The 21884-nt window shown below is 61.7% G+C and carries 19 protein-coding genes; 6 read left to right on the top strand and 13 right to left on the bottom strand.

Translation table 11 applies throughout. From position 1 onward, the window contains the following. Nucleotides 1-26: 26 nt before the first annotated feature. The 8 genes from glmM to NIT7645_RS13375 form a co-directional block, all read right to left on the bottom strand. Nucleotides 27-1373, bottom strand: a complete 1347-nt coding sequence (glmM, locus tag NIT7645_RS13410) for a phosphoglucosamine mutase (RefSeq protein ID WP_050687251.1) — start codon at nt 1371-1373, stop codon at nt 27-29. A gap of 21 nt (nt 1374-1394) precedes the next feature. Further along, complete coding sequence (gene folP / locus NIT7645_RS13405) at nt 1395-2390, bottom strand: dihydropteroate synthase (RefSeq protein ID WP_008559414.1); 996 nt, start codon at nt 2388-2390, stop codon at nt 1395-1397. Beyond that, a complete protein-coding gene (locus NIT7645_RS13400; protein ID WP_008559107.1) occupies nt 2387-3307 on the bottom strand; it encodes a dihydroneopterin aldolase in 921 nt (306 codons plus the stop codon). Before NIT7645_RS13400 ends, folP begins: the two co-directional genes overlap by 4 nt. A gap of 149 nt (nt 3308-3456) precedes the next feature. Then, complete coding sequence (locus tag NIT7645_RS13395; RefSeq protein WP_008561340.1) at nt 3457-4140, bottom strand: cell wall hydrolase; 684 nt, start codon at nt 4138-4140, stop codon at nt 3457-3459. Between the two features lie 133 nt (nt 4141-4273). Then, entirely contained in the window at nt 4274-6853 is a 2580-nt protein-coding gene (locus NIT7645_RS13390; RefSeq protein ID WP_037302940.1) for a putative PEP-binding protein, read from the bottom strand. Nucleotides 6854-7016: 163 nt separating this feature from the next. Then, entirely contained in the window at nt 7017-9248 is a 2232-nt protein-coding gene (glyS, locus tag NIT7645_RS13385; protein WP_008559464.1) for a glycine--tRNA ligase subunit beta, read from the bottom strand. A gap of 76 nt (nt 9249-9324) precedes the next feature. After that, nucleotides 9325-9858 (bottom strand): DUF6446 family protein, encoded by a 534-nt coding sequence (locus NIT7645_RS13380; protein ID WP_008559666.1) that lies wholly within the window; start codon nt 9856-9858, stop codon nt 9325-9327. Nucleotides 9859-9892: 34 nt separating this feature from the next. Then, complete coding sequence (locus NIT7645_RS13375) at nt 9893-10822, bottom strand: glycine--tRNA ligase subunit alpha (protein ID WP_008562563.1); 930 nt, start codon at nt 10820-10822, stop codon at nt 9893-9895. A 300-nt stretch (nt 10823-11122) separates the two neighbouring features. On the opposite strand from NIT7645_RS13375, the gene NIT7645_RS13370 reads away from it, so the two are divergent. Next, nucleotides 11123-12910, top strand: a complete 1788-nt coding sequence (locus NIT7645_RS13370; protein ID WP_008561627.1) for a trypsin-like peptidase domain-containing protein — start codon at nt 11123-11125, stop codon at nt 12908-12910. Nucleotides 12911-13010: 100 nt separating this feature from the next. Here the strand turns inward: NIT7645_RS13370 and NIT7645_RS13365 are convergent, their stop codons facing one another. The 4 genes from NIT7645_RS13365 to NIT7645_RS13350 all read right to left on the bottom strand — a co-directional run bounded on the left by NIT7645_RS13365 (nt 13011) and on the right by NIT7645_RS13350 (nt 15643). After that, nucleotides 13011-13652, bottom strand: a complete 642-nt coding sequence (locus NIT7645_RS13365) for an SDR family oxidoreductase (protein ID WP_008561122.1) — start codon at nt 13650-13652, stop codon at nt 13011-13013. A 13-nt stretch (nt 13653-13665) separates the two neighbouring features. Next, nucleotides 13666-14166 carry a DUF1178 family protein gene (locus NIT7645_RS13360; RefSeq protein ID WP_008561661.1) on the bottom strand — a complete coding sequence of 167 codons (501 nt, stop codon included), beginning with the start codon at nt 14164-14166 and terminating at the stop codon, nt 13666-13668. A 68-nt stretch (nt 14167-14234) separates the two neighbouring features. After that, nucleotides 14235-15014: an EcsC family protein gene (locus NIT7645_RS13355; protein WP_008559921.1), complete on the bottom strand. Its 780-nt coding sequence runs from the start codon at nt 15012-15014 to the stop codon at nt 14235-14237. A 98-nt stretch (nt 15015-15112) separates the two neighbouring features. Then, on the bottom strand, nt 15113-15643 hold the full coding sequence (locus NIT7645_RS13350; RefSeq protein WP_008559366.1) for a GNAT family N-acetyltransferase: 531 nt from the start codon (nt 15641-15643) through the stop codon (nt 15113-15115). Between the two features lie 194 nt (nt 15644-15837). Between NIT7645_RS13350 and NIT7645_RS13345 the strand changes: the two genes are divergently transcribed. Both NIT7645_RS13345 and NIT7645_RS13340 read left to right on the top strand, forming a co-directional pair. Next, nucleotides 15838-16443: a flavin reductase family protein gene (locus tag NIT7645_RS13345; protein WP_008561682.1), complete on the top strand. Its 606-nt coding sequence runs from the start codon at nt 15838-15840 to the stop codon at nt 16441-16443. Nucleotides 16444-16450: 7 nt separating this feature from the next. Continuing rightward, nucleotides 16451-17092, top strand: a complete 642-nt coding sequence (locus tag NIT7645_RS13340; protein WP_008560981.1) for a CatB-related O-acetyltransferase — start codon at nt 16451-16453, stop codon at nt 17090-17092. 74 nt (nt 17093-17166) lie between these two features. Here the strand turns inward: NIT7645_RS13340 and NIT7645_RS13335 are convergent, their stop codons facing one another. Then, nucleotides 17167-18807: a SulP family inorganic anion transporter gene (locus NIT7645_RS13335; RefSeq protein WP_050687250.1), complete on the bottom strand. Its 1641-nt coding sequence runs from the start codon at nt 18805-18807 to the stop codon at nt 17167-17169. 271 nt (nt 18808-19078) lie between these two features. Here NIT7645_RS13335 and NIT7645_RS13330 point away from each other — a divergent pair, with 271 nt between their 5' ends. From NIT7645_RS13330 to NIT7645_RS13320, 3 genes are all read left to right on the top strand, one after another. Next, nucleotides 19079-19660: a hypothetical protein gene (locus NIT7645_RS13330; RefSeq protein ID WP_050687248.1), complete on the top strand. Its 582-nt coding sequence runs from the start codon at nt 19079-19081 to the stop codon at nt 19658-19660. After that, nucleotides 19657-20688: a hypothetical protein gene (locus tag NIT7645_RS13325; protein ID WP_050687246.1), complete on the top strand. Its 1032-nt coding sequence runs from the start codon at nt 19657-19659 to the stop codon at nt 20686-20688. The genes NIT7645_RS13330 and NIT7645_RS13325 overlap by 4 nt, the downstream gene beginning before the upstream one ends. A gap of 165 nt (nt 20689-20853) precedes the next feature. Continuing rightward, nucleotides 20854-21714 carry an S-methyl-5'-thioadenosine phosphorylase gene (locus NIT7645_RS13320; RefSeq protein WP_037302545.1) on the top strand — a complete coding sequence of 287 codons (861 nt, stop codon included), beginning with the start codon at nt 20854-20856 and terminating at the stop codon, nt 21712-21714. Nucleotides 21715-21884 lie beyond the last annotated feature (170 nt).

Genomic DNA, 21884 nt, shown 5'->3' with positions numbered 1-21884 from the left:
GCAATCGGATTGGTCGATTTTTCAGGTTATTCCGATACAGCAGCCTCGACCGCCGCGACCACCGCATCGACGGTTTCCGCCAGCAATGCGCTGTCTTCGCTTTCGGCCATGACCCGCACCAGCGGTTCGGTGCCGGACTTGCGGATCAGCAGGCGTCCATTGCCCTCCAACGCCTTTTCAGCAGCCATAATCGCACTCTGAACGCGGTCCGTATCCAGCGGGGTCTGCCCGGCGGCAAAACGCACGTTCTTCAACAGCTGTGGAACCGGTGCAAATTGCTGGGCCAGCTCAGACGCTTTCTGGCCAGAGCGCACCATCTCTGCAAGGAAATGCAACCCCGCCATCAGCCCGTCTCCGGTGGTGGCATAATCGGACATCACGATATGGCCCGATTGCTCGCCCCCCAGATTGAACCCGCCTTCACGCATCCGCTCGACCACATAGCGGTCACCGACTGCGGTGCGCTCCAACCCGATGCCCTGCCCGGCCAGATGGCGTTCAAGGCCGAGGTTGGACATGACGGTGGCCACCAGCGCATTTCCGGCAAGCAGGCCATCGGCTGCCCAGCGGCTGGCCAGAAGGGCCATAAGCTGATCGCCATCCGCAACCTTGCCGGTCTCATCAATCACGATCACCCGATCCGCGTCACCGTCCAGACAAATCCCCACATGGGCGCCATGAGCCACGACGGTTTCTGCCGCGGTTCCCGGCTGAGTCGAGCCGCAGTCGCGGTTGATATTGGTCCCGTCCGGCGACACGCCGATCGGGATCACATCAGCGCCCAGTTCCCACAGGATCTCTGGCGCGGCGCGATGCGCAGCCCCATTGGCGCAATCAATTACCACCTTCAGACCATCGAGACGAATGTCGCGGGGCAACGAGCTTTTGACCCGCTCCCCATAGCGGAACCGCGCATCATCAATCCGCTTGGCCCGCCCGATGTTCTGGGCCTGAGCCGGTTCAACGCCCGCTTCGATCAGCGCTTCCAGCTCCATCTCGACACTGTCAGACAGTTTGAACCCGTCGGGGCCGAAGAACTTGATGCCATTGTCCGCAGCCGGATTGTGACTGGCCGAGATCATGACACCCAGATCTGCCCGCATCGACCGCGTCATCAGGCCAACGGCGGGGGTTGGCACCGGGCCAAGCAGCAGGACGTTCATCCCGGTCGAGGTCAGGCCAGCGGTCAGCGCGCTTTCGAACATATAGCCAGAAAGCCGCGTGTCCTTGCCAATCACCACCCGGTGCACACCGGACGCATCGCGCCGAAAGTACCGACCCACGGCCGCGCCGATGCGCAGGGCCATGTCTGCGGTCATTGGATGAATATTGGCAGTCCCACGGACACCGTCCGTACCAAAGAATTTGCGCATATCGGCCCTTTCGTTGGGGTCTTATCGGACGGCCTGCCACAGGCGAACCGCCTGCGCCGTCTCGGCAACATCATGCACCCGCAGGAATTGCACGCCTTGCCCGATGGCCGCAAGCCCTACCGCAATGGAACCCGGCGCACGGGCGGCGGCATCCGGCTCATGGCCCAGCTTGCCGATAAAGCCCTTGCGCGACACACCCAGCAGGATCGGGCAGCCAAGGCCGTGAAACAGGCTCAGATTGCGCAGCAGGGTCAGGTTGTGGTCCAGCGTCTTGCCAAAACCGATACCGGGATCAACCACGATCTGTTCGCGCACAACGCCGATTGCCTCTAGCCGGTCAATCTGATCCGACAGGAAATCATAGACGTCCAGCAGCACGTTCTCATACGTCGGATCATCCTGCATCGTCGCCGGATCACCCTGTGCATGCATGATGCAGGCCGGCACACCCGCCTGCGCCGTCAATGGCGCCAGAGCCGGATCAAAGGTAAAGCCCGACACATCATTGGTCAGGCTTGCGCCAGCCTCAAGCGCTTCGGCCAGAACAACGGCCTTGCGGGTATCAATGGAAATCGGCACCTCTGATCGCGCCCGGATTGCCTCGATCACCGGGGCTGTTCGGCGGATCTCTTCCTCTTCGGGGACCAGTTCCGCACCAGGGCGCGTGGATTCGCCGCCGACATCAATGATGCTCGCCCCATCAGCCACCATCTGCAGCGCCGCTTCACAGGCCGCCGCGACGTTGTCGTGCTGACCGCCATCGGAAAAACTGTCGGGGGTAACATTGAGGATCCCCATGATCTGCGGCTGGGTCATGTCGAGCCCGGCAATCGTGGCCCGCCGCGCGGTCAACCGGTGACGGACCTCTTCAGGCAGCAACCCCGCAGGCATGATCCGCGGCGGCGCGCCGCGATCCAGAACCTCGACCTCAGTAAACCAAAGCGCGCCACTGATCAGTGGCAAGGCTCCCTCGGGGCGGTTTTCCCCGTGCTGAACCAGCGGTCGGTAATAGCTCACAGTTGTGTCTGCTCCACATCCACGGCGCGCAGCGGCACGCCCGGATTGTCGGGCAACGCGGCACCAATCACAATCATTTCGCCCGCCTCGAATGTGGCGGCAAACCAAGCAGCCAACGCCACCGCATCAGAAGGCGCAGCCGAGGGGCCATCTACCGCATCCAAAACGATTTTTGACGGCGCCCAGACGCAAATCTGCCCGTTTTTCATGGCCCAGTCCAGTTCTGTCCGGGTTGCAACCACGACACAGCGATCATCCTTTGCCGCGAGACGCCAGGCGTTCTGCTCAATCGCAAGAAGATCAATCCGCCGCTGGGTCCATTTGTGGCCCGTCTGAGGTGTCGCCAGCTCATGTGCGCCGACACATAGGATTAGCGGACGTTTGCGACATTCCATCTGATCGATCCAGCCGGTCAGGTTGGCGCTGTCGATCGCGCTGTTGGACAGATACATCAAACGCGGATGCGGGCGCTCTTCGCTGTCGACCTCGGATGCGACCTGATCGCGGGCGCGGACAATTTCCACCCCCAGCGCACCGGGACCGCGGTCCAGCTTTTCGATCCGCACAAAGGCTCGCACAGCCTGCGGCTCCAGCAGGATCCGCTCCGCCACGCGCTCGGCCAGGGTTTCCAAAAGATTCAGCCGCTCTTCAGACAGCTCATGGGCAATCGCTTCGGTCACCCGATCGTAGGACAGGATGCGGTCAACATCATCATCCAGATCCGCAGGCAGCGGGGTCACTTCGACGACCACGTTAAAGCAGATCCGCTGCGTGGTGCCACGCTCTGCCTGAAAGGCGCCGATCTCGACCTCTACGATGTGATTGCGCAGAGAAATCCGGTCCAGCGGCGCACGGGGCGCTGTCGCTTCCGACCGCTCGGACGGGTGCGCAAAGGCGAGATGGATTTCTGACGGCATGGCAATCGGGTCCCTGAACTGGCGATTTTGCTGTGGTGTTCCAGCATAAGCATTGGAGGCCCGGTTAACAGGCTTCCAAGCGCCATGCCAGTGGCCGAAAGCGGCGCGGGGTCGCTTTCCTGCCCCCGCCACATTGCGCCATGCAAGTCTTAGTTGTTCAGTGCAGTACGATACCGATCATCGCGGTAGAACAGATGCACACCGATCCGGGCCGTTTTGGTGAAAGCCTTGCTCCAGCGCGGACGCACGGCTGTGGTGTGATAATAGGTCGCCCCATCGGTCAGACCCGTCCGGGCCCCGTCCATCACCAGGCGCGCAACCTTGGACACGCGCTCATAGGCGGTCTTTTCGCGAATGACCTCTTCGTGGCCATCACAGGTGTAGGTGAACTGGCACTGATACTTGCGCCCTGTTCCCTGATTGATCACACCACAAAGGCTGTTGGGAAATTGCGAGGATTTGACCCGGTTCAGGATCACCTCGGCAACCGCAAACTGGCCCTTCACGCTTTCGCCACGGGCCTCGAAATACAGCGCCTCTGCAAGGCAGGCAAAATTCTCATCGCCCTTGGCCTTGGGAATTGTATCCAGCCAGGCTTTGGTGAACTGAACTTCGGTTGGCTTCACCTTCTTGGCAGGCCGGGTGAAGTTGAAGAAATTGTTCAGCCGGCCCGTAGGCACAGCGCTGAGTGTCGATTGCTCACGTTCGAACAGAGCGTCCAAACCAGTTTCCGCATATACATCTTTCGCGGCAGCCAAGGCGGCGGCGAATACGGCAGCTACAGTCAGAATTTTCATCAGGGCATCCCCACTTGAAAGGTCGCGCACGGCCATCCCAACGTCACGCGAACGCACCTCCTAGTGGAAAACCCTCAAAACGTCCAGCGACAGAGCCGCACACCCCTGCGCACCAGACCACAGGATCCAGTCCGCCAAACGCGCAGATCTGCAAAGCGCCTTGTTTTCCTTACAATTTAGCGGATTTCTTTCTGGAATCTCCGATTTGGCTGGAAATCGCCAACTGCGCCGCAGCCAAACGTGCGACGGGAACCCGGAACGGAGAACAAGACACGTAATCGAACCCTGCTTCGCGACAGAACGCAATCGATTCGGGGTTGCCGCCGTGTTCGCCACAGATCGACAGCGTAAGGTCCGGATGTTCTGCCCGGCCCCGCTGCACACCCAGTTTCAGCAGCTCCCCCACCCCGTCGGTATCCAGAACATGGAACGGATCTTCGGGAAAGACGCCCTGATTGACATAGGCCGACATGAACCGCCCCGCATCATCGCGCGACATGCCATAGGTCATCTGGGTCAAATCGTTGGTCCCGAAGCTGAGAAAGGCCGTATGCGGCGAAATTTCCCCCGCCCGCAGGGCTGCACGGGGCGTTTCCACCATGACCCCCAACCGGTAGGTGAAATCTTCGCCGCGCTCCGCCTTGACCGCGAGGGCAACCGCATCGATGCGCGCCTTGACCAGCTCGACCTCCCGCTTGGCAGAGACCAGCGGGATCATGATCTCCGGCACCACCGGCTCACCTTCCTTGGAGGCATCCAGCGTCGCCTCGAAAATGGCGCGCGCCTGCATGTCGTAGATTTCCGGAACCGTCACCCCCAGCCGCACACCGCGCAGCCCCAGCATGGGGTTGTATTCCTCCATCTCCTCGACCCGGCGGGTCACATCGCTCACCGGAATCCCCAGCGCTTCGGACAGTTCACGCTGTCCGGTTTTTGAGGTCGGCAGGAATTCGTGCAGCGGCGGGTCGAACAGGCGAATGCAAACCGGCAGCCCCTCCATGATCCGGAAAAGCGCATGAAAATCATCACGTTGCATGGGCAACAGTCGCGCAAGGACAGCCGCGCGCCCCTTTGACGTCTCGGCAAAAATCATCTCGCGCATCACCGTCAGACGCCCCGGCTCAAAGAACATGTGCTCTGTCCGGCACAGCCCGATCCCCTGAGCGTTGAACTTGCGCGCGGTCTCTGCGTCCTCCGGGGTGTCGGCATTGGCACGGATGCCGATGTCACGCTGATCGTCGGCCCAGGTCAGCAGCGTCTGGAACGCGCCATCTTCCGCCGCTTCCAACATTTCGGGCTGACCGGCCAGAACCGCGCCGCTGCTGCCGTCGATGGTAATGATATCCCCGCGCACGAAGACCCGACCGTCCACAGCGGTCAGCTGCTTGCGTCTTGTGTCGAATTTCATGTTGGACGCGCCAACGATACACGGCAGGCCAAGGCCGCGCCCGATGACCGCCGCATGGCTGGTCATGCCACCGCGCTCTGTCAGAACCCCAACAGCAGCGTGCATTCCACGCACATCTTCGGGTGAGGTTTCGCGCCGAACCAGAATACAGGGCTCGCCACGGGCAGCACTGGCCTGGGCCTCCGCTGCGGTGAACACCAGCCGCCCGGTGGCCGCGCCGGGGCTGGCTGCAATGCCGCGACCGATTTCGTCGCGCTTGGCGTCCGGTGCAACCTGCCGGTGCAACAGCTCAGCCAGAATGCGCGGATCAACCCGCATCACCGCCTCTTCCCGCGGGATGATGCCGTCTTCGGCCAACGCCACCGCAATCCGCACCGCAGCCTGTGCAGTCCGCGTGACGCGCACACCGTCCAGAATATGAACTCCGCCGCTCTGGATGACGAACTCAACCTGCATTTCCTCGCGCAGCCGACGCCGCATCAGGCTGGCATGGGCCTTCAGGTCGGCAAAGGCCTCAGGCGCGGATTCTTCCAGCGACGGCCCGCGCGCGTCCCGCTCCAGATACAACGCCTCGGTCCCCGCCCCAAGCGCGTCCCGCCCCTGGCTCTGGCTCAGGTAACGACCGGTGATCTGCGGCATGCCGGTGCCCGGGTTGACCAGCTGCAACACGCCAGAGCCGCATTCACCCTGGCCGTAGCCCGGCACCATTTCCTGCACCACAAGGCCCAGCCCCGCATCCGCCGGGGCACCCTTGGCCTGACGCAACAGCCGCGCCGATGTTCCTTCCCAGGCCCGCGCCATAGAACGCAGCACCGCGGCCAACTGCTCTGCCGGATCCTGCGGGAATGGTTCATCGGTTTCGGCCTCATACGCACTGAGCACCTCGCTCAGGGCATCCGGGCCATTGTCTTCCACATCATCAAAGGCATCGGGATCCAACCGCGCGACATGCACGGCATAAGACTGCACAAACCGCAGATACAGCGCGGCTGCCGCCTCGCTCCCCAGCGACTGGCACAGCTCCACATACCGGGCATCATTCATGCCAATATTCAGAATAGCCCCCGGCCCACCCCAGTCGGGATCCTCCGACGACGGGCGCACGCACAGCAGCGCATCTGGTGCAAAACAGCCAACAATCGCTGCCAGATCCGGCATTCCGCCGTTGGCAATCGCATGGACCGCCTCAAATGACAGCGCAACCGTTGTCGGCACCGGCAGGTCCAACCGCACCAGACGCTGCAAACACTTTGCACGCCCCCCGTGGGTATGATTGGCAATCGGCGCCGTGGGTGTGATCAGAACGGAGTCCGGCACATCATCGTGGGTAGATTTATCCATGGCATGATCGCTTTTCTGCACTGCGGCGTTTTCCTTTGCCATGCAGCATAAACCGCTGACACATCCCCGCAAGGAAAAGCGCAAGCCCCGTCAGCATAAAAAACCGGCGCGCCGCGTGGGCCGCCGGTTTTCAGAACCTTACAAAAGGTCAAAAGAGCAGTGCTCAGCCCTCGATCCGGGTCAGATCTGCCACCTGCCCCACCACCTTGCGGATCTGGCTGAGAAGGTTCAGACGATTGCGGCGCACGACCTCGTTGTCGGAATTGACCTGCACCGCCTCAAAAAACGCATCCACCGGTGCGCGCAGAGCCGCCATGCTGCCCATGGCAGCCGCGAAATCTTCGGCTTCGATGGCCGAAGAGATCGCCCCTTCGCTGGTCGCCAGCGCATCAAACAGCGCCTTTTCGGTGTCGTCCTCGGCAAACTTCTTGTCCGCGCCATAGGAATATTCCACGCCGTCCTTTTCCTCGGCCTGCGTGAGGATGTTGTTGGCGCGTTTGAACCCCTGCAACAGGTTGGTGCCGTCTTCGGATTTCAGGAAATCCTCCAGCGCACGGGCGCGTTTCACCAGCAGCGTCAGGTCGTCGTTGCCATCCATCGCGATGCAGGCGTCAATCACGTCATGGCGAATGCCCTGATCGCGCAGGAACACCTTGAGACGGTCATGGAAGAAGGACAGAAGATCGCGCGAGACATCTGGCAGCTGCTCTTTCAGCTGTTCGATATGCTTCGGCAGATCGCCGTCAAAGGCGTCCAGAACCGTGCGCACCGCAGAGCCGAAAACACCGTGATCCGCGATCTCGGTCAGCATGTCCTGCATCAGGCGTGTTGCCACCGGGTCATCGCCATTCTGTGCCATCTCATGACGCAACAGATGGGCATCAATCACGCTGTCCAGACGGACCCGCACGTCGTTGTTCAGCACCAGCCGGATCACCCCCAGCGCGGCGCGGCGCAGGGCGAAGGGGTCCTTGGAACCGGTGGGCTTTTCATCAATCGCCCAGAACCCGGTGAGCGTGTCCATCTTGTCGGCCAGTGCAACGGCCACAGACACCGACTCTGTCGGTACGTCATCCGACGGGCCAAGCGGCGAGTAATGCTGCTCGCAGGCGTTGGCAACAGCCGAAGGCAACCCCGCAGCCTCTGCATAGTAGCGGCCCATCAGGCCCTGCAGTTCGGGGAATTCATAGACCATTTCGGACGACAGATCGGCCTTGGCCACCCGTGCCGCCTGCTCTGCCAGATCGGCGTCGGCACCCACCACCGGGGCAATCTCGCGGGCCAATGCGGCGATGCGGTCAATGCGCGCGGCCTGTGTGCCCAGCTTGTTGTGGAAGGTCACATTCGACAGGTTGTCCACCCAGGCGCTCATGCCTGCTTCGGATTTGGCCGTGCGCAGATCGTTTTCCCAGAAGAACTTCGCATCCGCCAGACGCGCCGACAGAACCTTTTGGTTGCCCGCCAGAATGGTCGCGCCGTTGTCCGCGGTCTCGCGGTTTGCCACGGTCACGAATTTCTCGATCCGGCCGGTCTTGGGGTTCTTCACAGAGAAGAACTTCTGATGTTCCTTCATGGAGGTTTGCAGCACCTCCGGCGGCAGTTCCAGGAACTCATCATCGATAGAGCCAAGCAGAACAACAGGCCATTCCACCAGCCCTGCGACCTCTGCCAGCAGGCCCTTGTCTTCGACCACTTCCAGTCCGCTCGCAAAGGCCTGATTGGTCGCGTCCTGCCAGATCGCCGCTTCGCGCTCTGCCGGGTCCAGCACCACATAGGCGCGCTTCAGCTTGGTTGCGTAATCCTCGAAACTGGACACGGTGATCTCGTCCGGTGCCATGAAACGATGGCCGCGCGTGGTGTTGCCGGATGTGATCCCGTCGATATCCAGCGCCACAACTTCTGCGCCATCTTCGGCGGACAGGATGCACAGGATGGAATGCAGCGGGCGCACCCAGCGCAACGAACCAGCCCCCCAGCGCATGGATTTCGGCCAGGGGAAGTTGCGGATGGTGTCTTCCAGCACCTCGGCAATGATGTCAGCCGCCGGGCGACCAGCCTTTTCGATGGTCGCGAAATAGACCGCACCCTTGGGGGTGTCGCGCTCTTCCAGCTGATCGCGTGTCAGGCCCGCACCACGCAGAAAGCCCTCGATGGCCTTGTCCGGCGCGCCCACTTTGGGGCCTTTGCGTTCTTCGCGCACGGTCGGCGAGTGGTCCAGCACCCCCTCCAGCGCCAGCGTCAGGCGACGGGGTGTCGACAGAGCATGCGCGCCGGCATAGGTCAGACCCGCTTCAACCAGACCATCGGTCACGCGCTTTTTCAGATCCTCCGCCGCACGCGCCTGCATGCGGGCCGGGATTTCCTCGGAAAACAGTTCAATCAGAAGATCAGGCATCAGATGTCCTTACGGATGGCCGCGCACCCGGGCGCAGCAATAAGAAGAGAAAGGGCAGACAGGGCGCAGGTGGTCATCAGTTCCCCTCGACAGCCTCGGGGCGGGGCGGGCATTCCTCGCCCACAACCGTGCCGTCATATGCCTTCTGGCCGCAATCGTTCAGCTCGTGCCAGACATAGCCACGCCCCGCGTCAGTGACCGCAACGATCCGGTCCACCCCGTATGAGATGTTCTTGACCGACAGAAAGCTTTCAGCGCGCCCCTCGGCCAGCGCCTGACCAATGGCTTCGGCGTCGAAACAATCAAACCAACCCGGCGCATTGCGCGGCTGTTTCTGGTCCGACAACACAAACAGCTGTGCCAGCTGCTCCGGCTTCAGCTCGGTCGAAAAACAGGCCCGATAACGGATGGGAGAGCTGTCCGCATCAATCGCTTCAAAGTCGCTGTAGCGGATCGGCAGAGGCTCTCCCCCGCCCAAAGGCATCAGCATGACGTCCTGACCCGGCTGCAGCTCTACGTCTTCGTAAAAACCATAGACCTGCAGGTAATACATCGCCCCCCCGGCCACGAGACCAGAGAGGATCAGGATCAGTGAAAGGAACTTGCCCATGATGGCGATCTCCTGAAAAAGCGGTCAGGCGGGCTCAGGCCGCGTGGCCGCCGGCCTCGGTCTGCACAAAGGCATCGGCGCATTGCTTGGCCAGTGCCCGCACACGTCCGATATAGGCCTGGCGTTCGGTCACGGAAATCACACCGCGGGCATCAAGCAGGTTGAAGACATGGCTGGCCTTGATGCACTGGTCATAGGCAGGATGCGCCATGATGATGCGCTTGCCGGTCTTCGGGTCGATATGGTCCTGCGCCAGAATGGCCGCGCATTCGGCTTCGGCCTCCTCGAAGTGGCGCAACAGCACCTCGGTGTTGGCCACATCAAAGTTCCAGCGCGCGTATTCCTCTTCGGTCTGCTTGAACACGTCGCCATAAGACAGCGGGATCAGCGCATCCGGATCGTTGAAGGGCATGTCCATCACGTGATCGACGCCCAGAATGTACATCGCCAGACGCTCCAGACCATAGGTCAGCTCGCCCGAGACCGGGTGGCAGTCGTGGCCGCCGACCTGCTGGAAATAGGTAAACTGGCTGACTTCCATGCCATCGCACCAGACTTCCCAGCCCAGCCCCCAGGCGCCCAGTGTCGGGCTTTCCCAGTCGTCCTCGACAAAGCGGATGTCATGCATCGCCATATCGACGCCGATCGCCTCAAGGCTGCCCAGATACAGCTCCTGCAGGTTCGGCGGGCTCGGTTTGATCAGCACCTGATACTGGTAGTAGTGCTGCAGCCGGTTGGGGTTTTCACCATAGCGGCCATCGGTAGGGCGGCGCGACGGCTGCACATAGGCTGCGGCCCAGGGTTTGGAGCCCAGCGAACGCAGCGTGGTCGCAGGGTGAAAGGTGCCTGCGCCGACTTCCATGTCATAGGGCTGCATCACGGCACAGCCCTTGCCGGCCCAGTAGCTCTGGAGTCGCAGAATGATCTCTTGGAACGAGCGCGGAGCGCCTTTGGTCTCTGTCATGTGTCTTCCCTATGGGCCTATGGGGCAGCAAATCCGGGCTTCTTCCTATGCAACGCCCGGCGCAGGGTCAACGCCACATCGCGCTCTGATCCCCGCCACGGCCCTGTCTGCGCCCCAATCCAGAGCGCTCTGGCGCCAATCGGAACGGAACTTTGGCCCGAGCAATCCATGCATCGGCGCAACACCGCCAGAAATGGCGCAACCTCCTCCCTTTTCCCCCTGCGAAGAGGAGTTCCATTTGAGGTGTGAAAATGGTTATCTGCGCGCCAAGTGAACGAGACCCCGCACAGAGGCATTTTAATGAAGACTTTGATAGCCGCGCTCGCGCTGTCCCTGACGACCTTCGTGTCTGTCATGACAGGGACCGCCCGCGCGCAAGAGCCCGTCTGGATCCAGATCGCGGCGCGCCCCACCCTGCAAGAGGCCCGCGCCGAAGCGCAGAGCTTCGCTGCCCGGCTTCCGGATGTGTCGGGCTTTGCGCTCGGCGGCGGCTGGTATGGCATTGTGCTTGGCCCCTACAGCCGCAATGACGCAGACCGCGTGCTGCAGGTCTACCGCGCCGAAGGCCAGATCCCCCGCGACAGTTTCATCGCCTTCAGCAGCAACCTTGGCAATCAGTTCTACCCGACCGGAGCCACTACCAACACCGTCGTAGAGCCTGCTGTCGATACCCCGGATCTCGAACCGATTGATCCCGCTGCGGTCACGCAAGCCCCCGACACGCCGGACGAAGCTGCGCCCGAGCAGGTCCAGTCCACCCTGCCCGACGAAACCCCGGCCGAGGCACGCCGCAGTGAGGCCCGCCTGACCGGTGAGGAACGTAAGGATCTGCAAATCGCTCTCAAGGCTGCAGGGTTTTACAACGCGGCCATCGATGGCGCCTTTGGCCGTGGCACCCGCAGTTCCATGTCCGAATGGCAAACCGCGCGCGGCTATGAACCCACAGGCGTTCTGACCACCGCCCAGCGCAAGGCACTGATGGATGAATACAACGCGCCGCTGATCTCTGTGGGCATGGCTCCGGTGCGCGACAGCCGCGCCGGTATCTCCATGCAGATCCCCGCAGGCGAGGTGGCGTTTGACCGCTACGAATCTCCGTTTGCCGTCTACGGCCCCAGCGGCGATCTTGGCGCGCAGGTGCTTTTGATCAGCCAGCCCGGAGATCAGGGCACGCTGTTTGGTCTTTACGAGATCATGCAGACGCTGGAAATCGTGCCCCTCAACGGCCCGCGCGAACGTGGCTCCAACAGCTTCACGCTGGAAGGTCAGGGAAGCGATATCGTCTCTTACACAGAGGCCCGTCTGGCCAATGGCGAAATCAAGGGCTTTACCCTTGTGTGGCCCGCTGGCGACGAAGACCGCCGCGCGCGGGTTCTGGCCGCGATGAAGGCCAGCTTTGCCCGCACCGAAGGCGTGCTTGATCCGGCAGCCGGGGCAGATGCGCCGCAGGATGTTGACCTGATTGCAGGCCTTGATGTGCGCAAACCGCGCCTGTCGCGCTCTGGTTTCTTTGTCGATGGCAAGGGCAGCGTTGTGACCACTGCGGATGTTGTCCAGGGCTGTGGCCGCGTGACGCTGGATCATGAATACCAGGCACAGGTCGCCCATGTGGACGCCACCACCGGCGTTGCAGTTCTGCGCCCGGCGCAGGATCTTGCGCCGATGGGCTTTGCCCGTCTGGCCAGCAGCTCGGCGCGACTGAACTCTGACATCGCGGTCTCCGGCTTCTCTTATGAAGGCGTTCTGGGCGCGCCCAGCCTCAGCTGGGGCAGTCTTCAGGATGTGAAGGACCTGCAGGGCAACACTGGCGTATCGCGCCTGCAACTGAGCAGCCAGCCCGGTGACGCAGGTGGCCCGATCCTGACCAAGGACGGTGCCGTGCAGGGCATGTTGCTTGGCGAAAACTCTGGCGCGACCCAGCTGCCGGAAGGCGTGCGCTTTGCTGCCAACGCAGAGACCCTGCGCGCCGCACTCGCAGCCGCCGGTGTCAGCGCAAGTGACGCAGCCGCTGATGTCGCCTCACTGCCGATCGGGGCATTGACCCGTCAGGCAAATGGCATGACCGTTCTGGTCAGCTGCTGGGAATAATCCCGGCAGCTGCCAACCAGCGCACAAAAAACCAAAGGCCGGAGCATCCCCGCTCCGGCCTTGTTTGTTTGCGCGTTCAGCTTTGTTGCTTCAGCCACCGTTAGTAGGGATGGATGCGGCCATCCCAGGTGTGAAAGCACCCCGTGGTGTCGGTGTTGAGCACATCGAATTCATGCAGCAGCCCCGCGACCGATTCCTCGACGGAAATATCGCCTTCATCGCCGCCCATATCCGTGCGGACCCAGCCGGGATGATAGATGCCGACGGCAATCCCCTCGGGCAGCAGATCCGTCGCCAGGTTGCGCCCGATATTCAGCGCCGCCGCCTTGGACGCGCGATAGGCGTACGAGCCCCCCGGCGCCCGCGCGTGACTTGCCATCTGCGACGAGATGATCGCAATCTTCGGATCCTGCGCCAGCCGCAGATTGGGCAACAGGGCCTGCACGGTGAGAAAAACACCCGTCACATTGGCCGCGAGCGTCTTGCTCCAGACTTCGACAGAGTAATCTTCCAGCGCCATCGACTTGTCGAGATACACCCCGGCATTGCACACCAGAAGATCCACCGGGCGCCCCTTGAGCTGCGCCGCAAATCGCGCCTGCTGGCCGGGATCGGTGACATCAAGGCGCACGCCCGAAGAATGGTCTCGCGACGTGCCAGTCACCTCGTGACCGGCGTCGCGCAGCCTGGCGACCATTTCGCGGCCAATGCCCCGGCTGGATCCTGTCACTACGACATGCATGAATAGTCTTCCTTCAATTCGTTTTGCGGTTCGGAAGGAAAGGCAGCGGAACCACCGGCACCCCCTCCTCGATCAAGGCCTTGGCCTCTTCGGGTTTGGCCTCGCCGTGAATGGCCCGCTCTGGGGAATCCCCCAGATGCATCTTGCGCGCCTCACTGACGAAATCCTTGCCGACATAATCGGATGTTTTTTCAATATGACTGCGCAGTTCCTTGACCGCCTTCTCCAGATCACCGGACGGCGAGCTGAGAGCACCAGCCGCAGGCGCAGGTGGCTTTGCGGGGGGCGGCGCGGATGCTGGAACCGATGCAGGGGTTTCCGCCTCTCCCACCTTGGAGACAGCGTTGCGGCCCGGCCGCACACGCGGCGCCATGATGGCCTTTTCGACCTTGTCAGACCCACAGATCGCACAAGACACCATGCCCGCCGCCGCCAGCTTGTCGTAGGCCTCGGCTGACTGGAACCAGCTTTCAAAGCTGTGTCCGTCCTTGCATTTCAAAGCGTATCGTATCATCGCCGTCACTTTTCCTCGGAGAGGGTGATTAAATCCGCAATCTCACCAAGTGCAAGAGCCGAAGCGCGTCAGGCCGGATCAAGAAGCCGGTCCCTGAGCCCCTCCAGCAGGTCTTCATGTGGCTGATCCGCCGCCACAGCCAGACGTCGCAGACCGAAATGCACCCGTGCCATCTCTTGATAATAGCCCGAATAGACAAAGTTGGTTGTCGCGCCGGCCACAGCGCCCAACACCGGAACAGTCTGCGCTGCGAGCTTTTGGCCCAAAACCACGCTCAGCCTCGGGGCTACCTGTGCAATCAGTTTTTGCACCGCAGAGCCGGTCAGCCCCAGACGCAGCGACAGAAACCCCAGATCAGCGCCATCATCAGCAGCGAGGGGCCCGGCGGCTGAAAACACCTGAATGCAGTCGAATTTCACGCTGTCGGCGGTTGCGTCGAACCCTTCGTCTGCCGCGACGCCCTGAATGCTGCGCAAAAGAAATGCGGTGGTTGCAGGCAGCTCGACCAAGGCTCCCGGCAAACCGCCCATGCCACCCGCGGCCCCCATCGCAGCGCTCACTGCGCGATTGATCCCCGCAGGTTGATCCGGCACCATCCGGCGCGACCCGTTTGCCCCGAACATGGCCAGTCGCAAAGCCTGTCGCGTTGCGCCCTCCAGGCCCGATTGCACAGGCCGTGGCAACCGGTCGATCAGCCCGTCGGCAGAGCCCCCCAGAAGGTTCAGGATCTGAATGCCAAAACCGCCTGCGTCCCGGTAGCGCCGCGCCAGCGCGTCCAGCTCAGCGGCGACCTCAGCCGCATCAAGCGTGCGTTCAGCGCACGGATCTGACAGCAGAATTTCATTCATGACGGGCCCTCTCCTTTGGCAAAGACATTTGTGTGGTTGCGCCAACATTCAAGTCCGCCCACCCCGCAGCACCATCCCGCCATTTGCCAAAACCCCGTCTAAGAGGCTGTTACAGGGCCGCTCCAGCGGATCACATGGCCTGCGACGCCGTCCCATGCGCCCTCGATCAGCTCCAGCCCCAGCACCCGGTCCGGGTTGGTTGGCGGCGGCATGTGCACGCCGGTCAACCCGGCAAAGCCAAAACGGACATAGTAAGGCGCATCCCCCACCAGAAGAACCCGGCTCCAGCCGCTTTCACTGGCCTTGGCAAGGCTGTCGCGGATCAGCGCCCCGCCCAGCCCCTCGCCCTGGTGGGTGGGGTGAACGGCGACCGGCCCCAACAACAGTGCAGGCTGCCTGCTGCTGTCTGGGTCGTCCGGATCGGCGGCGATATGAACAGGCCAAAAGCGGATGGCCCCCGCAAGGATGCCCGCCTCGTCACGCGCAACCTGACTAAGACCCAGAACCGCAGGCACCCCGTCGCGCAGACGATAAGAGGACAACGCCTCCCGCCCCGGCGCAAAACACAGATCATAAAGCGCCTCAACCTCCCAGCGGTCCTGCGGCTGTTCTGCCTTCAATTCGATCACGCCGCTCCTGCCTCCACGCCGTCTGTGCCTGTTTCACCCCGGTCCCTGCCCTGGTGCACGGCACCCCAAAGGCACAGCACAGTCAAAAGCGGTCACGCAGGCTGGTCATCCGCCTAACACGCACGTAAGCCTTGGGCAAACCCTGCAGAAATCCGGGGATGCCGATTGCCCCGCCCGCATTGAGGAGACACCGCATGTTCTATCGCCCCGAGAACGGCCACGGCCTGCCCCATAACCCGTTCAATGCCATCGTGACCCCCCGCCCCATTGGCTGGATTTCCACCCGTGCGGCAGATGGGACCAACAATCTCGCGCCGTATTCTTTTTTCAATGCAGTCGCCTACGAGCCACCGCAGGTCATGTTTGCATCAACCAGCGCCAAGGACGACCAGAACGGGACCAAGGATTCGGTGGCCAACATCGCGGAAACCGGCGTGTTCTGCGTGAACGTGGTTTCCTACGCTCTGCGGGATGCGATGAACGCGTCTTCTGCGGCGCTTGGCAAAGAGGTGGATGAATTCACCACCGCTGGACTTGAGACGACAGCCTGCGAAACCATCGACTGTGCCCGCGTCGCTGCCGCCCCCGCAGCGCTGGAATGCCGGCTGACCCAGATCGTGACCCTGCCGGGCGCAGCCAACAAGGTGGTCTTTGGCGAAGTGGTCGGTGTCCACATCGATGACGCCTGCCTGCGGGACGGTATCTTTGATGTCACGACCTTCCAGCCGCTCGCCCGTCTTGGCTATCGCGACTATTCCGTGGTGACAGAGCTGTTCTCGCTCTCGCGCCCAGGAGAATGATACCCCCATGCCCCTACCTGATCCCAAACAGCGACATCCCATCATCCTGCCTGACGGGACACCCCATGCAGGCACTGTCCTGCTGTCCGAGGCGATATCACACCCCAATTTCAGCGTCGGGGCCTATAGCTATGCCTCGGCCTTTGATCCGCCTCAGGATTGGGCCAACCGGCTGGCGCCCTACCTGTTTCCCGGTGCCCGGGAACGGGTGGTGATTGGCCGGTTCTGCCAGATCGCCGACAGCGTGCGCATCATCACTGCCTCGGCCAACCACGCCCAGGACGGGCTGAGCTGTTATCCCTTCCCGGTCTTTGATCCCAGCCAGATGGCCGGGTTTCAGCCCGACACCCGCGACACGGTGATCGGCAATGACGTCTGGATCGGCTATGGCGCGATGATCCTGCCCGGGGCCCGTATTGGTGACGGTGCCATCATCGGTGCAGGGGCCGTGGTGCGCGGCAGCGTCCCGCCCTATGCCATCGTGACCGGCAACCCCGCGAGCGTGATCCGCCACCGCTTTCCCAAGCCGCATATCGCGCGACTGCTGAGCCTGAAATGGTGGGATTGGCCGGCCGAGCTGATCGCGCGGGCAGAGCCTGCGATCCTGTCAGGTGATCTTGACATGCTCGAAGGGCTCGCCCCCGACTGATGTGATCCCCGGCCCAAAAACAAAAGCCCGCAGGTCAGACACCTGCGGGCTTTTTTGTTTCATGTTTCGCAGGCTCAGTGACTGCCAAGAACACCGGTTCGCACCGAATAATCGGTCGCCACCTGGTAATCCGGGTCATCGTCGCTGTCGACCATCAGGTGCCCGGCCTTGGTCAGCAACTGATGGCAGTCGCGGCTCAGGTGGCGCAGGACGATGGATTTGCCTTCGGCCTCGTATTTGCCGGCCACCGCCTCGATCGCCTGCAGCGCCGACTGATCCACCACGCGGCTGCGGGCAAAATCGACGATCACACGGTCCGGATCACCAGCCACATCGAACAGCTCGATAAAGCCGTCGGTGGAGCCAAAGAACAGCGGGCCTTCGATCTCATAGACCTTGGCCCCCTTGTCGCTTTCGGATTCGCGGGTATAGGCGTGAATGCGGTGCGCGTTGTTCCAGGCATAGGCCAGCGCCGACACGATGACGCCCACCACAACCGCAATCGCGAGGTCGGTCATCACCGTCACCACCGTCACCAACACGATGACAAACGCATCCATCGCGGGCACTTTGGTCATCACCTTAAAGCTGTTCCAGGCAAAGGTGCCGATCACGACCATGAACATCACCCCAACCAGTGCGGCCAGCGGGATCTGCTCGATCAGCGGCGAGGCCACAACGATGAACAACAGCAGGAACAGCGCCGCCGTGATGCCCGCGATCCGCGTCCGGCCGCCGGATTTCACGTTGATCATGGACTGACCGATCATCGCACAGCCCCCCATGCCTGCGAAAAAGCCGGTCACGATGTTGGAGGTGCCCTGCGCGATGCATTCCTGGCTTGCGCCGCCGCGCTTGCCGGTGATTTCCCCCACAAGGTTCAGGGTCAAGAGGCTCTCGATCAGGCCAATCGCTGCCAGGATCACCGCATAGGGCAGGATGATCTGCAGGGTCTCAAAGGTCAAAGGCGCCAGAGGCGTGCCATACAGGCCCTCACCCGTGCCAAACGGATTGTGAAAGCTCGGCAGCCCGCCCTTGATCGACGCCATGTCGCCCACGGTGGGCACGTTGATCCCGAAGGCAATGACCAGACCGGCCACAACCCCGATGCCCGCCAGCGGCGCGGGAATGACAGAGGTGATCTTGGGCATGCCCCAGATGATCAGCATGGTCAGACCCACAAGCCCCAGCATCATGTACAGCTGCGTCCCCGCGAGCCAGGCACCGGGGTTGGCGGGATCCTTGAACTGGGTGAGCTGGGCAAGAAAGATCACGATCGCCAGGCCGTTCACAAACCCCAGCATGACCGGATGCGGCACCAGCCGGATGAACTTGCCCCAGTGCATGACACCCGCAATGACCTGCAGGATCCCCATCAGAACCACCGTGGCAAAGAGATACTCCACCCCGTGCTGGGCCACCAGCGCCACCATGACCACCGCGAGCGCACCGGTCGCGCCCGAAATCATGCCCGGACGCCCCCCGATCAGCGCCGTGATGAGCCCGACGAGAAAGGCCGCATAAAGCCCCACCAACGGGTGCACACCCGCCACAAAGGCAAAGGCCACCGCTTCGGGCACCAGCGCCAGCGCCACGGTCAGGCCGGACAGCAATTCGGTGCGCACGCGAGAGACGGTAAAGCCCTCATCCTGCATGATGGAGAGATTGGGCGGTGAAATCTGTTTGGCGAGCGTCGCCATTATGCCGCGGGTCATGGGGTCACCTGTGATCGGGAAAGGGTCATGTTAGCGCCGCCCCTAGCGGAAAACCGCCATTGGGGCAAGGGCGCGGCCCTTTGCATGGCTTGCCCGTGGGGGCTCTGCCCCGATGGGTCAGCCCTCCTGTCCGAATGTTTCGCACGCGAAACATTGCGGCAGCGCTGCTGACATTAAACTTAAACGGTTGTTAAGGGATTGCAGCTCGCCCCACCTTGACTTGCCGGTGTTTTCACGAAACTGTCGCGTCATTGCACCCAATGGATTTGACATGCCGCGGTTTAAGAGCTGGGACGAGATTGAGCCAACTGCCACCAAGGCGGAGAGGGCGTTAATCGAGCGTTTGAGACGCGCTGAAGATCTCGTTTCGAATCCCGGCGAATCTAAACTGCCCTATATAACATGGTCCGAAGTCATCGCTGGCGAATACGGTGATAGACATATTCGTGCCACCGTTCTCAAAACCATTTTGTTAAACTTCAGGTTTGATCCGAGTGATCTCCAGACCCTTCGCATCGAGAGTTGTTTTATCAGTGGGCCGCTTGACCTGTCGCATCAGGCTGAGTTGCCCAGCTTCCATGCCCACAACTGCGTTTTTGAATGCGGTTTCAAAGCCACGAGCACCCGATGGACGCAAGACCTACAGCTGACCCACTGCCGCATCCCGTATTTTCAAGCGTCCGGAGCAGAGCTTGGCGGGCAACTAAATGCAGATGGCAGCTCTTTTGGGTTCACCAAAGAACCAGTTCCCGTTGAGCCCGATCAAACTGAACCGTTTACCCTGAACCTGCAAGACGAAAGATCCGTGATGGGGCTCTTCTACGTGAAACCCATTTTCTCGGCGCGGTTATGATGAACAATCTGAAAGTAGGCGGTGAGCTCAATTTCCAGTGCGCCTCTTTTTGCGGTGCTGCAGCTCACGCGCAATGCAACGTCAGCAAGTCAGCAAACGACAGCTCTGCGCACATCGCACTCGATCTGACTGATGCGACTATCGGTAAGACATTTTACTTTGCCGACATCACTGACTGTGCCGGCAATGTAAAATTGACGAACCTCAGCGCCACGACATTCTGCGACTGTGGAACAAACCTCGCCGCTAGCGACAGACACAGAAACACACCAAAGCTCGACCTAGACGGCTTCACCTATTCAAGAATTCAAGGAGCAACCGACGCCAAGACGCGGCTGATATGGCTCGAACAAGGCGAAAGTCTAACGCCAACTGAACGAGAATTCTTCCCCCAACCCTACAAACAACTCGCAAAGGTGTTGTACGAAATGGGACATGAGGAGGAAGCAACCAAAGTCCGGGTCGCACTCGGAAAAAAGCTGCGACACCACGCCCGCAAAGAGCGCATTGCGAACGCCAAAAATCGCGCCCAGCGCCTGTGGGCCATGGCAACAACGCCCCGCCTTTGGATTTGGCACAGCCTCTCCCTGCTCCTGACGGGCCATGGCTTTCGCCCCGGAAACAGCTTGATCGCCTTGGTGCTCCTGTGGCTTCTCGCCACCACCGTCGCCCACTTCGCCTGGGAGGAAGGCAGCTTTGCCCCCAATTCGGCAGTTGCGCTACAATCAGAAAGCTGGGCGACATACAGCGCAGATCATAGCTATCCGCCTCATCCCAACCCCGCCAAAGATTGGAGCCTGACCTCCACCATTGGCCGCGACTGGGAAAGCTTCAATCGCTACGCTTATGCCGCAGATCTTGTCGTCCCCATCATTGACCTAGGCCAGACCGATGCCTGGGCCCCCTCCACGACGCGCGGGCCATGTGGCTGGCATCTCTGGTGGGCGCGCTGGGGCTTCACGCTCTTTGGCTGGATTGTCACCGCCCTTGGCGCAGCGGCTTTGACCGGGATCATCCGGCGCGAGTGAGCCCCGCCTGTCATCTTTCCCCAAATACTCTCGCCTAAGGCATCCCAACCTGTCCTCATCTCTCCTCCCTTGGCTCTGTGCTTGCCAACTGCGCCAATCATCGGCACAACCGGACCAGCATCACCAGGAGGGCAGCGCGTGACCACTTCAACCTCTCGCGACACCATGATCGCCGTGATCGGCGGCTCGGGTCTTTATGAAATCGACGGTTTGCAGAATGCCGAGTGGGTCTCGGTCGAGACACCCTGGGGGGCGCCTTCGGATCAGATCCTGACCGGCACGCTGGACGGCGTGAAGATGGCCTTTCTGCCCCGTCACGGGCGCGGCCATGTGCATTCCCCGACCGAAGTTCCCTATCGCGCCAATATCGACGCGCTAAAGCGTCTGGGCGTCACCGATGTGTTTTCGATTTCTGCCTGTGGCTCCTTCCGCGAGGAAATGGCGCCGGGGGATTTCGTGGTTGTCGACCAGTTCATCGACCGGACATTTGCCCGCGATAAGAGCTTTTTTGGCACCGGCTGCGTGGCTCATGTCAGCGTGGCGCACCCCACCTGCGAACGGCTGTCCGATGCAGCAGAGACCGCGGCGCGCGATGCAGGCATCAATGTGCATCGCGGCGGTACCTATCTCTGCATGGAGGGGCCGCAGTTTTCATCAATGGCGGAAAGCAAGATGTACCGCAGCTGGGGCTGTGACGTGATCGGCATGACCAACATGCCAGAGGCCAAACTCGCCCGCGAGGCAGAGCTGTGCTACGCCTCCATCGCGATGGTCACCGACTATGACAGCTGGCATCCGGAACATGGCGCGGTGGAGATCACCGATATCATCGCCACCCTGCAGGGCAATTCCGCCAATGGGCGCGAGTTGGTGCGCCGCCTGCCTGCGCTGTTGGGGCAGACCCGTGCGGATTGCCCGCATGGCTGCGACAAGGCGCTGGAATACGCGATCATGACCGCGCCTGAAAAACGCGACCCCGCTCTTCTGGCCAAACTGGATGCGGTTGCGGGGCGCCTCCTGGGCTGACCTGGGACACCGCCCGTAGGGGCCCTGCCCCCGGTGCGGATTGGTTCTGAAAGGTCACAACCCCAAAAGACCACGGACAAGGGCATTGCCTGCCCTTGCCTGCGCGCCCGCCTTGGGCCACAAACCACCGGCCCCGCGCGCCAACTCTGGCGGCGGGCATATCCGGCCCG

It is taken from the genome of Phaeobacter italicus (assembly GCF_001258055.1).
Classification (GTDB): domain Bacteria; phylum Pseudomonadota; class Alphaproteobacteria; order Rhodobacterales; family Rhodobacteraceae; genus Phaeobacter; species Phaeobacter italicus.
This window is presented reverse-complemented; position numbering and strand designations above follow the sequence as displayed.